Source organism: Ruegeria sp. O11 (assembly GCF_056535285.1).
This window is the reverse complement of sequence record NZ_JBQERS010000002.1, coordinates 169,555-182,794: the sequence shown is the minus strand read 5'-3', so window position 1 is coordinate 182,794 and position 13,240 is coordinate 169,555. Positions and strand designations below refer to the sequence as shown.

Genomic DNA, 13,240 nt, shown 5'->3' with positions numbered 1-13,240 from the left:
TCCCCACGCTGCAAGGCTAATCAAAAGGATGAATTGCTGCGTTGCATCCGAGGTCCGTAACGAGCCCAAGCTAACCAATGCTGCAATAAGTACGAAAGACCGCTTTCGTGAGACTAAGTTTGACTTTGGCTTAAAAGGAAAATTGCAGATTGGCATGACGCAAGGCGTACCTGCTTCGCAAGTCCTGAATCGGGTAGAGCTCTGGAAATCACCATCCCACCAATGCAAAGGGCGCTGATGGCTTGCGCCCATTGGCGGTTGGTCGCGTCGTCATGGTTCATGTTGGTTTCGAACAATGAAACCATTGCTTCCAGCAGGATTTGAAATGACATCTGTGCTTCAACCCCGCCTCTTGATATATCAGACGGCAAGGCGATCATTGGGCATTGACCATCCAGATCTCCAAGATGTTCTGGAGACAGATAGGCATTGATCATGTGCTCGGCCATCTCGGGTTTCAGGTTGGAAACATCTACACCGGCCTCTTCTCGCCACTCAGCTCCCCGTCCCATCAGAAAGCTCTTAACAGCTTCGCTGAACAGTTCCTCCTTGTTTTTGAAATGGTTGTAAAAGCCGCCGCGTGTTAGCCCGGCTTCCTTCATCACCATATCAATTGATACACCGTTAAAACCGTGCCTATTGAACAGAATACGGGCGGCCTCAACAATCTTCTTGCGTGTTTTCTGTTTATGTTCAGCGCTGTATGGCATCACTCTCTCCGAGTTTAGCTTACCTTAGCACCGCACCAAAAAATGTTCTTTATCATATTTAGATTTATGTCATTCGTCATATCGTTGAAGAAAACAGGAGATTACAACATGCCCGAATATCTACTCGCACATCACGGCAGCCCGACATAATGTCAGTAATGCTCCTTCCCGTGACCTTCACCTTCGTCAGTGTGCTGGCAATAATACTCATTCCTATGACTGGTTGGGTCGGTCTGCGGCGGGACAAGATCGGTGGCGTTTTGCGAGGGGATGGAGAAGACGAGGTGCTCTTTAAACGCATTCGCATACACGGCAACTTAATGGAGAATGCACCACTTTTTGCTCTAGTTCTTGGCGCCTCGGAATATGCAGGTCTCGACACGCACTGGCTCTGGCTCGCGGTCGCAGTATTTCTAGCTGGACGAATACTGCATTACGCGCTCTACGACAGCGCCAAACGCGGTTTGGCGATGCTTGTTAACTTGTTACCTGGCCTAATGATGGGATTCTGGCTGTTGAGGCAAATTTGGTCCTGAGCAGAAACATAAGAAGAATGGTAAAAGTGTCCGCTGAGCGATTGTGCCACCTTAAGGGGCTGGACATCCACCATCCTGCGACCAGCCACTGATCCGAAAAGCAATGAACGGCGACAACGAGCCCATTCCGAACCTTTGCTGAGGTAAGAATGTGCGGTTGGTTTGGTCAAAAGAGCCGCCGCTTGCCGCTTTAACTGAGCATGAATAGCTTATTGCTCATACATTAATGTGTGCTCATTTATTCTGATAGTCAGATGTATTGGTGGGGGCTTCAATTCGGAGATAGGTAATATGCACGCAAAACGTTTGGATCGAATTCTGTTTGACGATTTTTTTGATGCAATTGATGAATTTAACTTGGAGCAGGTTGACGCTCCCAACGCACCCGAACCGGGTACACCCGCAGATGGCCCAGCATTGTACGCGCTCCTTCAGTCTACCGCTCTCGAAAATCATGCTAGTAAGAACTCCGACAAATCCGTCGATGACTACCAAGTGTTAAACACGGGCAATCCGGTCAGCGGATCTGATGGTGAAGGCGGAGATGGCCTTGATCCAACTATTGAATTTTCCTTGGAGCAGGTTGGCGCTCTCTACGGATCCGAACCGGTTACACCAGTCGATGGCCAGGCATTACGTACACTCCTTCAGCCAACCGCCTTCGAAAACCAACCCAGCGTGAGCTCCGATGCAACCTTCGTTGACTACCAAGAGTTCAACATGGGCAATCCCTTCGGCGGCGGTGGTGGCGGCGGCGGTGGAGGTCGACCGGGCGGCGGCGATGATGGCGGTGGTGATGGAGGCGGCGGCAGCACTGTGGAAGCTACCTACACTTCGGGCACTCTCGATGCCGGGTTCGACGATACTATCACCGTAGATACCAATCGCGGCACAAGTGACCCGTTTAATTTTCAGATTGAATTTGTAGGAAGCGGAACAGATTGGGACACTGCGATTGCAACAACCATCAAAGGCTACGTTGAAGCGGCGGCGGAGTTTCTTTCTTCAGTCATTGCTTATGGCTTCACGGATGATGACAACGGTTTGAAGTCAGACGGTACGGAGTTTGTACTCGATGACCTCTATGTTGAAGTTAAACTTGAATCGGGAGCGCTGGGCGGAGAGGTAGCATCGGCAGACATATACGCAGCAAACGATTGGGACGGTAACGGCACCGCTGAAACACCAGCGGGAGCGACCCTTACGATCGACCTCACTGACGCAGCTTCACTTGATGCGCTCGGCGTATTGGATGACACCATACTTCACGAGATGATGCATACGCTGGGATTTGGTATCCTTTGGGATGTTGCTGGCAACGATCTGACAACGAAATCCAAAGGTAATCTTGTCTACACTGGGGCAGCAGCTACGGCTTTGTATGGTGATAACATTCCGGTGGAAGGCGGTGGCGGGCGCGGCACTTCCGGAGGTCATTGGGACGAGGCAGCCCTGGATGCCGAGCTAATGACAGGGATCGTTGAGCAGACCGATACCATGTATCTGGCAGACTTTTCGCTCGCGTCTCTAGAAGACCTTGGGATCTATGAACTTGCGGCCGGATGGGAAGACGAATTGGCTGATCTGAATGGTTCAAACGCTTCTGGCGATGGAATTGACCTGATGGCCTGGTACGACGGTTTTCTAACTGCATGAACAACACCAAGCCGACTCGCAGTGGCGTTGGCCAGTTCTGACACCTCTGTTTTCTTTTAAGACACGTTCACAGTACATGATGATTGCCATATAGGCCAAATCCACAACGCGGGCCGTATTGAGCAGATCGAAACATCCGGCGACAATGTTCGCGTCGTCAATTCGGGCCGGATCGGCCGTGGCGGCGCAGAAGATGGGATAACATTTCAGGGGGACAACGTTGCTCCGGAACTGCATCGTGGAACGTTGATCCAAGGGGATATCTCGTTTCTGGGCGGCGGCACACGAACGCTTGAAATCGACGATCTGGGAGAAGTGAATTACACCTTCTCAAACGCGCCCAACCGCATTGTCACCAATGGCGCTAACTTTGTGCTGTCGGGCAATCAGCTGGCCGTCTTTAACACCACGGCACTTTCCACCCAGGACGAGCAGCTGTTTAACCTGACTGGCGGTATCTCCTCGGTATTGGAGGACCGATTCCAAACGCGGAGGCGCAGTGGGGCCGAAGTCGAGCCTTCGTTGTCATTCTTGCAGCCTGAAGAGGAACAGCAGGTTTGGCTCGATACGTTCGGATCCTACCGCAATCAGGATGAGGACGGACAGATCGCCGCAAACACACAGTGAGTCGGCGGCCTGATGATCGGTACCGACCCAGTTGATATCGGTCCGCTCAGCGCCGGGTTCTTTCTGGGCGCGTCGCGCAGCAGTTCCCGACTATGACGGATGGTTTATTTCCCCGGCCATCACCTTCACCAAACCAGCGCAAATCGCGGGGTATTATGTCGAGGGAAGCGTTGACTTGCGCTATGCCGGGCTTTTCCTGGACAGCTATTCAGAAAGTGCGACAAGCGCACCGCAAAGCTTTGACAGTCGTGATGTCCATGTCGGCGTCGCTCGGCTTCAGGTTGCGCTACCTGCTCGGAAAGTGACGGCCAACGGGTCGCTCATGCGATACCGAATTGAAGCGAGGCTTGAGGCGCGAACAAATTTCGGCGGCGACAGCGTCGATGGGAACCTGTTGGGCCAGAACATCAGTTTCAACACAGGCGAGGACAAGGCGCTGGGGAGCGCCCTTCGCCTGGCAGGAGAATATCAAGCCCAATCCGGCTTGATCATCAGCGCTGGGACCGAGGCAATCTACGAAACGTCTGGATCGTATCAAATGTCGGCCCGAGCAGGTGTGGAGTTCAAGTTCTGAAAAACCATGTCGAGGTTAATTTTTGAAGTCGCGGTACAAAGCCAAGCTCCTAATTTGACTTAGTAGCAAAAGCCAAATTTTAGTATCGTGCATTTTTTCCGGTTTAATCCTGTCCTTAGCTTATTGCCATAGATTGTCCCGCAACCAACTGGCTAGAATTGCAGGTTTGACCGCACCGCACACTGAGTATCTATGACACCAATCCAATTGCAGGGGCATCGATCAAAAGGAATATTACAGACCTGTTTGACATCGCCATTGCTCGTCTTGAATCGCAAGATGCGAAGGCGTTCAACCCAAAGTATGGCGGCGGTGCGTACCGACATGAGGGCACAAGCTGCTTGTTTGGCGGGATGATCGGAGACAAATTCTATGAACCCACATTGGATGCGCATCAAGACGAATGCGGTAACTTCGTCACCAGAGCGCCTGTTCATAAGAACACTATATTGGAGGCGATCCGAGCCACTTCCGGCGTAAATCTACTTGACCGCCTGACGGTCGAAGATATCCAAGCAATTCATGAAATACACGAAGTGAAATGGCAAACCGGGCAATCTTCCAAATCGCTTCTCCCGGTTGAAGTATCAGACAAAATTTGGCCCTCGACCGTCGTTCAATAAACTCCGTTGGCGGAACCTGATACATTCGTTTTGACGACATTGCCAACTTGTTGCGCGCTCCGAACTGGTAGCCGTCATTTTCCCAAGCTTCGGCTGATATCTCCCGGTGGTCTGACCAGGTCGCAGTGATGGCGCAGTTTTGGGCGGTACTAAATCAACATTCTCGAACTACCAGGTTCGGGCCTATTGGATCTTTGCTCCGGTCTGGCCCGTACTCTACATCGTGATCGTCTGGATAGGTCGGTAGCCGCAGGAGGCAGGCAAAATGTCTGTAGCGGTGAAGCTTGCTTGGACGCAACTTGAATTGAATGTCCAGTAATCGCCACCTTTCATGCCTAGATCCGCAATCACTTTAACTAAGAGCGATCACTCTCTAGCCAGGACATTTTCGTGCAGACACGTTCCGGCGCTGCTGCCGAATGGCGCGAACTCGGTGCCGGACACAAGACAGCTTTGCAAGCCTCACTGAGACCGGTTCGAATTCCTCTGCGCGTGCTGCTGCAGTCCGGCCAGAGTAGATTGTGCCGGGAATTTCAGTTTGCTAACGTCAGACACGCGCTGGGGAGGGCGGGTACACCTATATGCTGGACTATTCGCACAACGCCTGGCTTGTGGCGGCCTCTTTGGCCGTGTCGCTGATGGCGGGATTTACCGGGCTGTATCTGACCCATGGTGCATCCCAGCTTGACAGTCAGCGGCGTAAGCTTGTGGTTGCTCTGGCGGCAGTCATTCTGGGTGGCGGCATCTGGTCGATGCATTTTGTCGCCATGCTGGGTCTGCAACTGCCGATCCTGTTTTACTATGACGCTCTGATCACACTGATTTCTGCTCTGGTCGCGATCCTGATGGTTGGACTGGCGCTTTTGCTGCTGCATTTTCGCCCGCGCACGCCCCAGATCATGATCGGGTCTGGGGTGATCGTGGGCCTGGGGATCGTGGTGATGCACTATATCGGAATGGCTGGAATGCAGCTGTGCCGTCCCGTCTATAATGCATTGGATGTGGTGTTGGCGACGTTGGCTTCGGTGATACTGTCGGTTGCGGCCATCTGGGTCGCCTATGGTAATCGCACGCAGCGCAATATTCTTTTGGGTACGGTCTGCTTTGGGCTGGCCGTGTTTACCATGCATTTTGTGGCCACCGGGCTGACCGATTTTGTCGCCAGCGATAGCGCCGGTGGCGCGGGACCTGCGCTGGACAATCAGGTTCTGGCGATGGGTGTCACCGTTTCGGTGTTTCTGATTTGCGGAGCGTTCCTGCTGACAGGAATCTCGTTCATCGAACCAAAGGAGGCGCCTACACCCGAACGCACTGCTGAACCAGCAGCCCTGCGTGCCGGTGTTCCATTCGAGCGCGAGGGTCAGACTTTTTTCGCCGAACCCAACCTTATCGCCGCCATTCGGGCCGAGGGGCATTATACCGTTCTCTATATGGGTGCTGAAAAACTGTTCTGCCCTTGGTCGATCACCGAGGCCGAGAACCGCCTGAAACCAGACGGGTTTTTGCGTGCCCATCGCAGCTATCTGGTGAACCCCAAACACGTCTCTAGCTTTGAACGTCACAAAGACAACGGCACCTGTTATTTTGACGGTGTCGACGCGTTGACCAAAGTGCCGGTCAGCCGGTCCCGTCTGACGGACATTCGCGAGGCTCTCGGCCTCTGATCGCAGTTCGTGCAACCTATTCGCATTTCGTGAAACAAGCAGCGCGACCTGTTCCCGATCGCTGGAAGCCTTAAGTAACACGTTCTTTCCTACCTCGCAGGATCCCCAAGGCACACCGCTTGGACCCAGGGAGGAAAAATATGATACCAGCCGGTTTTGAGTATCACCGGCCAGGCGATATCGCCTCGGCCATTGGCATTCTACAGGAACACGGAGATGAAGCGCGCGTGATCGCGGGCGGGCACAGCCTGATCCCCATGATGAAGCTACGCATGGCCGAGATGGGCCATCTGGTTGATCTGCAGGCCATTGAGGAATTGAAAGGCATCCAGATTGGGTCGGAAACCGTCTCGCTTGGCGCGATGGTTACGCAGCATGAATTGATCACCCATGATGGTCTGGCTACCGCCATTCCGCTGATCCGCGAGGCTGCTTTGCAGATTGCGGACCCTCAGGTGCGTTACATGGGGACCGTCGGCGGCAATGTCGCCAATGGCGATCCCGGCAACGACATGCCCGGGCTGATGCAGTGCATGAACGCGACATTCGAGCTTTCCGGCCCTGACGGCACCCGCCGCGTGGCGGCACGAGAGTTCTACGAGGCGGCGTACTTTACCGCTCGTGAGGATGAGGAAATCCTCACCCGGATTTCAATCCCCGTGCCGGGCGCGGGCGTTGGTCAGGCCTATGAAAAACAGAAACGCAAGATCGGCGACTATGCGACCGCTGCGGCTGCTGTGATGGTTGGCAACGGTCAGGCCTCGGTTGCGATGACCAATCTGGCAGACACCCCCATCTGGTCCGAGAGCGCAAGCAATGCGCTGGCCGACGGAGACATCAGCGGCTGTGTCGCCGCGATGCTCGACGCGATCGACCCGGTCGCTGACAACCGCGGCCCCGTCGAATTCAAGAAACACGTGGCTGCTGTGATGCTGCGCCGCGCCATCGACCGTGCTCAAAGCCGTGCGGTCTGAGGGGAGAAACACTCATGTCGAAAATGCACGTCAAACTCACCGTGAACGGCAAGCAGGTCGAAGGTCTGGCTGAGCCGCGCACGCTGTTGATCCACTTCCTGCGGGAAGATCTGAAAATCACCGGTCCTCATATTGGGTGCGAGACCAGCCATTGCGGCGCCTGCACCGTGGATATCGACGGTAAATCCGTCAAATCCTGCACGACCTTTGTCGCGCAAGTAAACGGTGCTGATATTACCACTGTCGAAGGCCTGACCAATGACGATGGCAGCCTGGGTGTTCTGCAGGAAATGTTCCGCGAACATCACGGGCTACAGTGCGGCTTCTGCACGCCGGGCATGATCACCCGCGCGCATCGCCTGCTACAGGAAAACCCGAATCCGACTGAGGAAGAAATCCGCTTTGGCATGGCGGGGAACCTCTGCCGCTGTACCGGGTATCAGAACATCGTCAAGGCGATCTCAGCCTCGGCTGACATGCTCAATGCTCAGAAGGAGGCTGCGGAATGAACGATCAAACAATGACCCCAGAAGAACGCGCCGCCAATCTCAAAGGGATGGGCAGTTCGCGCAAACGCGTCGAGGATGTGCGTTTTACCCAAGGTAAAGGTAACTATGTCGATGACATCAAACTGGATGGAATGCTGTTCGGTGCCTTTGTACGTTCGCCCTATGCACATGCCCGCGTTGTCAGTGTGAACAAAGACGCCGCAATGGCCGTGCCTGGCGTTGTTGCTGTGTTGACAGCCGAGGATCTGGCACCGTTGGGCCTGCATTGGATGCCGACGCTGGCCGGTGACAAGCAGATGGTGTTGGCCGATGGCAAGGTTCTGTTCCAGGGCCAGGAAGTCGCCTATGTCGTCGCCGAAAACCGCTACATCGCGGCGGATGCCGCGGAACTTGTCGAGGTCGAGTACGAAGAACTGCCTGTTCTAACCGATCCTTTCGAGGCTCTGAAATCCGATGTTGTCCTGCGCGAAGACCTCGCGGGTCAGACCGAGGGTGCCCATGGCCCGCGCAAGCATCACAACCACATCTTCACGTGGGAACAGGGCGACAAAGACGCGACCGAAGCCGTTCTGGGCGAGGCCGATGTTGTGGCCGAAGAGATGGTTTATTACCATCGGACCCATCCCTGCCCGCTGGAGACCTGCGGCTGTGTTGCCTCGATGGATAAGGTGACCGGCAAGTTGACGCTGTATGGCACCTTCCAGGCCCCCCACGCGATCCGGACTGTTGTGTCGCTAATCTCGGGTCTGGCCGAGCACAATATCCGGGTGATCAGCCCTGATATCGGTGGCGGCTTTGGTAACAAAGTTGGTGCCTATGCGGGCTATGTCTGCTCGGTTGTCGCCTCGATAGTCACCGGCCAGCCGGTGAAATGGGTCGAGAATCGGATGGAAAACCTTATGTCCACCGCGTTTGCCCGCGATTACTGGATGCAGGGCAAGATCGCCGCGACCAAGGATGGCAAGATCACCGGTCTCTGGTGCCACACCACAGCGGATCATGGTGGATTTGACGCTTGTGCAGACCCGACCAAATTCCCGGCCGGTTTCATGAACATCTGCACCGGGTCCTACGACATTCCTACGGCTTATCTGGCTGTGGATGGGGTTTACACCAACAAGGCACCGGGCGGTGTCGCCTATCGTTGCTCGTTCCGGGTGACCGAGGCCGCCTATTTCATCGAGCGGATGATCGAGGTTCTGGCCATCAAGCTGAACATGGACGCGGCCGAGCTACGCCGGATCAACTTCATCAAGGCCGATCAGTTCCCTTATCAGTCCGCGCTGGGCTGGGAGTACGACTCGGGCGATTATCACACCGCTTGGGACAAGGCGCTGAAAGCTGTCGACTACGAAGATCTGCGGGCGGAACAGGCGCAACGGATCGAGGACTTCAAAGCCGGAAAGACCCGCAAACTGCTGGGCATCGGCCTGACGCATTTCACCGAAATTGTCGGGGCTGGACCGGTCAAGAACTGCGATATCCTTGGGTTGGGAATGTTCGACTCATGCGAAATCCGGATTCACCCAACCGGTTCCGCCATCGCACGGCTCGGGACGATCAGTCAGGGTCAGGGTCATGCAACGACCTTCGCCCAGATTATCGCCAGCGAGATCGGCCTGCCTGCCGATGACATCACGCTGGAAGAAGGCGACACTGATACCGCGCCTTATGGGCTTGGCACCTATGGGTCTCGGTCGACACCTGTGGCCGGTGCGGCAACGGCGATGGCCGCCCGCAAAATCCGCGCCAAGGCACAGATGATCGCGGCTTACTTGCTTGAGGTCCACGATGACGATGTCGAATGGGACGTGGATCAGTTCTCGGTCAAAGGTGCGCCTGAGCGGTTCAAGACGATGAAAGAAATCGCCTTTGCCGCATATAATCAGGCAATTCCGGGGCTGGAACCCGGTCTGGAGGCCGTAAGCTACTATGACCCGCCGAACATGACCTACCCGTTCGGGGCCTATATCTGCGTCATGGAGATCGACGTCGATACCGGCGAATGGGAGGTCCGGCAGTTCTATGCGCTGGACGATTGCGGGACCCGGATCAACCCCATGATCATCGAAGGTCAGGTCCATGGCGGCGTGACCGAGGCTCTGGCAATCGCTATGGGTCAGGAAATCGCTTATGATGAGATGGGTAACGTCAAGACCGGTACGTTGATGGACTTCTTCTTGCCCACCGCGTGGGAGACGCCCAACTACACCACCGATCACACGGTGACGCCGTCTCCGCACCACCCGATCGGTGCAAAAGGCGTTGGCGAAAGCCCGAATGTCGGTGGCGTTCCTGCGTTCTCGAACGCGGTGCATGATGCCTTCCGTCCGTTTGGCCTTGTCCAAAGCCACATGCCGCATGACCACTGGCGTATCTGGAAGATCGCCAACGGTCTGGGAATGCACGGCTAAAAGGAAAAGCTGCCGCGCTGGAATACGGCGCGGCGGCAATCCGGGAGAATTGCATGAGCTTGCAGCACATTCAGCAAGGCTTGGCCGAGGTGGGCTACGTTGCCGATGACCGATTGGCGATGGCGCTTCATCTGGCGCAGTTGCTTGGGCGTCCGCTGCTGTTGGAAGGGCCAGCAGGGGTCGGGAAAACCGAGGTCGCAAAGGCGTTGGCAGCACAGCGCGCGGCGCGGTTGATCCGGTTGCAATGCTACGAAGGGTTGGATGCCAGCCACGCGATATATGAATGGAATTACCAGCGCCAGTTGCTGGCTATTCGTGCAAGCGAGGCACAGGGTGGCACCAGGGAGGCCCAGCTATTCACTGATGACTATTTGCTGAAGCGACCTTTACTAGAAGCGATCAGCGAAGAAGAACCACCTGTTCTTCTGATCGATGAAATCGACCGGGCGGATGAGGAGTTTGAGGCCTATCTGCTTGAGATTTTGTCGGACTTTCAGATCACCATCCCCGAGCTTGGCACCATCAAGGCGCGTTCGCGGCCCATCGTGATCCTGACGGCGAATGGGACGCGGGATCTTTCGGACGCGCTGCGGCGTCGTTGCCTGTATAGTTTCCTTGACTACCCATCGCGTGAAACGGAAATGGCGATCCTGAAAGCCCGCATGCCCGAAGTTGAAGGGCTGTTGGCGCGCCAGATTGTTGGCGTTGTGCAGGCGCTGCGCAAAGAAGACTTGGAGAAGACCCCCGGCATTGCCGAAATGTTGGACTGGGCGGCGGCCCTTTCGGGGCTGGGTGTAAACGACATGGCGCAGTCCCGCGAAGAGGTTCAAGCCACGTTGGTTTGCCTTCTGAAAACCGCCGCCGATTACGACGCTGCTCCGCCCGAGGTGACGGATCGTTTGATCGGAAAGGTGGCGTGATGCAGGTCACCCGGTTCCCCGCTCGCGCATCTGGTTTGTCGGAACGAATGTCCGGCTTCATCGCGCATTTGCGTATGAACGGACTACGCGTCGGGCCAGCTGAAACGGGGGATGCATTGGCTGCGCTGGCGGCGGTCGAGGCGATGGATGTCAGACAGGCCCAGCAGGCGCTTTGCGTGTTGCTGGCCGGTGACGCCGACGATTGGCGGCGGTTCGATGACCTGTTCGAAGCCTATTGGTTCAACACCGGCAAGCAACGCACGGGAACCGCCCAAACCGCGCATGTGCGGGTCCAATCCGCCAAGCCGATGATCTGGCAGCAAGAGAGCCAGGATAGCCAGGAATCCGAGACCTGTGCGGATCAGGCCGCCGCACCCGATCCCGGTCATGGGGAGGCCGAGGGGAGAGACGGGAAGCTGATTGCAACCCGTACGACCAACCTGTCGCGCCGGGATTTGCGCGAGCTAATGGATGAAGACGCCCTGAGGCAGGCGGAACAGGCCGCGACCGCGATCGCGCGTGCGATCCGCGACCGGCGCTCGCGTCGGCAGAAACAAGCGTTACGTGGACCGGCTCTGGATATGCGTCGGATACAACGCGCCAGCCTCGCACGAGGAGGAGAGCCGATGGATCTGTATCGCCGGGCTCGCCCATCACGCCCAATGCGGATTGTGGCCTTGTGTGATGTCAGCGGATCGATGACGGTCTATTCCCGGGTTTTTCTGGCCTTCCTCAAGGGTCTGATCGGCAGTGGAACAGAGGCGGACGCCTATCTCTTCCATACCCGCCTGATGCGCGTCACGGATGCGCTGCGCGACCACGACTCGTTACGCGCGGCAGGGCGGTTATCGCTGATGGCCGAAGGGTTCGGCGGTGGGACCGACATCTCGGGAAGCCTTGAGAGGTTTCTGAACGGATATGGTGCTCGCGCATTGAACGGGCGGACGATCGTATTGATCCTCTCAGACGGTTATTGCAGCGAGTCACCTGAGGCCCTGGGAGATGCTCTGGCTCGGATACGGCGCAAGGCGCGGCGGATTGTTTGGCTGAATCCTCTCAAAGGATGGAAAGACTATCAGCCCATTGCCGCCGCTATGCAGGCAGCAGAACCTTATCTGGATGCGCACCTGCCGGCCAACACGCTCGACGCGCTGGCGGCGTTGGAACCCGAATTCCGAAAACTGTGAAAGGACACGTCGATGGCAGGTTTCGACATTTTCGACACGATTGAGGAGTTGCGCAAAAAGGGCGATGCCTTTTGCGTGGCAACGGTCCTTCGCACTGCCGACGCAACTTCGGCCAAGGCAGGTGGAAAGGCCGTGATCATGCGGGACGGCTGTATTTTGGGGCATCTGGGCGGAGCGTGCGTGCAGCGCGTTGTACGCGCATCGGCGCAGGAGGCACTTGCGGGTGGAACTCCGAAAATGATCCGCGTGAAACCTTCAGACAAGGTAGTGGCGATGACAGACCCGGATGGTGTTGAGACCTTCAAAAGCGGTTGTCCTTCGGGCGGAACGGTCGATTTGCTGATCGAACCCTATCAGCACGCCCCGCGCTTGATCATTTTCGGAGAGTCTCCGATTGCACACGCGCTTGCCGCGCACGCGGCGCTGATCGGGTTGCGTGTTTGTTTGCCTGAAGGTTCCGAAAGCTCGGTGGAATTCATCGGTTTTGATCCAAATGACCTAAACGCATTGGGGGTTGAACCACGCGATTTCGCGGTGGTCGCCTCACAAGGGAAGGGCGATGGCGCAGCGCTGAAATCTGCGCTTCAATCACCAGCACGACGCGTTTCGATGGTCGCGAGCCACCGCAAGGCCAAGGTGTTATGCGAGAGGTTGGAAGCGCAGGGATTGACCGCTGAGCAAACCAGTCGGCTCAAGTCACCGGCCGGTCTGGATATCCATGGAATCGACCCGCACGAAATCGCCCTGTCGATCCTCGCCGAGATCATCCTCTGGCGGAATTCAGACAATTCCGAGGAGACGTCGCATGATGAAAAAATGGCGTAGATGGTTGCAATCCCTTCGGAC

The 13,240-nt window shown here is 56.1% G+C and carries 12 protein-coding genes; 11 read left to right on the top strand and 1 reads right to left on the bottom strand.

From position 1 onward, the window contains the following. Window positions 1–113 precede the first annotated feature (113 nt). Window positions 114–710, bottom strand: a complete 597-nt coding sequence (locus ACRZ91_RS07270; protein ID WP_480903756.1) for a TetR/AcrR family transcriptional regulator — start codon at window positions 708–710, stop codon at window positions 114–116. Between the two features lie 170 nt (window positions 711–880). Here ACRZ91_RS07270 and ACRZ91_RS07265 point away from each other — a divergent pair, with 170 nt between their 5' ends. From ACRZ91_RS07265 to ACRZ91_RS07215, 11 genes are all read left to right on the top strand, one after another. Beyond that, window positions 881–1,246: an MAPEG family protein gene (locus ACRZ91_RS07265; RefSeq protein ID WP_480903753.1), complete on the top strand. Its 366-nt coding sequence runs from the start codon at window positions 881–883 to the stop codon at window positions 1,244–1,246. A 291-nt stretch (window positions 1,247–1,537) separates the two neighbouring features. Further along, complete coding sequence (locus tag ACRZ91_RS07260; protein WP_480903750.1) at window positions 1,538–2,902, top strand: leishmanolysin-related zinc metalloendopeptidase; 1,365 nt, start codon at window positions 1,538–1,540, stop codon at window positions 2,900–2,902. Between the two features lie 246 nt (window positions 2,903–3,148). Beyond that, the gene (locus tag ACRZ91_RS07255) at window positions 3,149–3,529 is read left to right on the top strand and encodes a hypothetical protein (RefSeq protein WP_480903747.1); all 381 of its coding nucleotides are present in this window, start codon (window positions 3,149–3,151) and stop codon (window positions 3,527–3,529) included. A 31-nt stretch (window positions 3,530–3,560) separates the two neighbouring features. After that, window positions 3,561–4,103, top strand: coding sequence for an autotransporter outer membrane beta-barrel domain-containing protein (locus ACRZ91_RS07250; RefSeq protein ID WP_480903744.1), 543 nt, complete (start codon window positions 3,561–3,563; stop codon window positions 4,101–4,103). Window positions 4,104–5,307: 1,204 nt separating this feature from the next. Beyond that, window positions 5,308–6,390 (top strand): MHYT domain-containing protein, encoded by a 1,083-nt coding sequence (locus ACRZ91_RS07245; protein ID WP_480903741.1) that lies wholly within the window; start codon window positions 5,308–5,310, stop codon window positions 6,388–6,390. A gap of 140 nt (window positions 6,391–6,530) precedes the next feature. After that, complete coding sequence (locus ACRZ91_RS07240; RefSeq protein WP_480903738.1) at window positions 6,531–7,364, top strand: FAD binding domain-containing protein; 834 nt, start codon at window positions 6,531–6,533, stop codon at window positions 7,362–7,364. A 14-nt stretch (window positions 7,365–7,378) separates the two neighbouring features. Further along, window positions 7,379–7,873: a (2Fe-2S)-binding protein gene (locus ACRZ91_RS07235; RefSeq protein ID WP_093963851.1), complete on the top strand. Its 495-nt coding sequence runs from the start codon at window positions 7,379–7,381 to the stop codon at window positions 7,871–7,873. Continuing rightward, the gene (locus ACRZ91_RS07230) at window positions 7,870–10,287 is read left to right on the top strand and encodes an aerobic carbon-monoxide dehydrogenase large subunit (protein ID WP_480903736.1); all 2,418 of its coding nucleotides are present in this window, start codon (window positions 7,870–7,872) and stop codon (window positions 10,285–10,287) included. Before ACRZ91_RS07235 ends, ACRZ91_RS07230 begins: the two co-directional genes overlap by 4 nt. 53 nt (window positions 10,288–10,340) lie before the next feature. After that, window positions 10,341–11,207 (top strand): AAA family ATPase, encoded by an 867-nt coding sequence (locus ACRZ91_RS07225; protein ID WP_010437395.1) that lies wholly within the window; start codon window positions 10,341–10,343, stop codon window positions 11,205–11,207. After that, the gene (locus ACRZ91_RS07220; RefSeq protein WP_480904117.1) at window positions 11,207–12,394 is read left to right on the top strand and encodes a vWA domain-containing protein; all 1,188 of its coding nucleotides are present in this window, start codon (window positions 11,207–11,209) and stop codon (window positions 12,392–12,394) included. The genes ACRZ91_RS07225 and ACRZ91_RS07220 overlap by 1 nt, the downstream gene beginning before the upstream one ends. Before the next feature lie 12 nt (window positions 12,395–12,406). Further along, window positions 12,407–13,219, top strand: a complete 813-nt coding sequence (locus ACRZ91_RS07215; protein WP_480903733.1) for an XdhC family protein — start codon at window positions 12,407–12,409, stop codon at window positions 13,217–13,219. Window positions 13,220–13,240: the final 21 nt, after the last annotated feature.

What these genes read in the sequence shown, in the direction of transcription:
- ACRZ91_RS07270 (WP_480903756.1), bottom strand. Translation starts at nt 710, where the DNA reads ATGCCATACAGCGCTGAACATAAACAGAAAACACGCAAGAAGATTGTT.
- ACRZ91_RS07260 (WP_480903750.1), top strand. Translation starts at nt 1,538, where the DNA reads ATGCACGCAAAACGTTTGGATCGAATTCTGTTTGACGATTTTTTTGAT.
- ACRZ91_RS07245 (WP_480903741.1), top strand. Translation starts at nt 5,308, where the DNA reads ATGCTGGACTATTCGCACAACGCCTGGCTTGTGGCGGCCTCTTTGGCC.
- ACRZ91_RS07240 (WP_480903738.1), top strand. Translation starts at nt 6,531, where the DNA reads ATGATACCAGCCGGTTTTGAGTATCACCGGCCAGGCGATATCGCCTCG.
- ACRZ91_RS07235 (WP_093963851.1), top strand. Translation starts at nt 7,379, where the DNA reads ATGTCGAAAATGCACGTCAAACTCACCGTGAACGGCAAGCAGGTCGAA.
- ACRZ91_RS07230 (WP_480903736.1), top strand. Translation starts at nt 7,870, where the DNA reads ATGAACGATCAAACAATGACCCCAGAAGAACGCGCCGCCAATCTCAAA.
- ACRZ91_RS07225 (WP_010437395.1), top strand. Translation starts at nt 10,341, where the DNA reads ATGAGCTTGCAGCACATTCAGCAAGGCTTGGCCGAGGTGGGCTACGTT.
- ACRZ91_RS07220 (WP_480904117.1), top strand. Translation starts at nt 11,207, where the DNA reads ATGCAGGTCACCCGGTTCCCCGCTCGCGCATCTGGTTTGTCGGAACGA.
- ACRZ91_RS07215 (WP_480903733.1), top strand. Translation starts at nt 12,407, where the DNA reads ATGGCAGGTTTCGACATTTTCGACACGATTGAGGAGTTGCGCAAAAAG.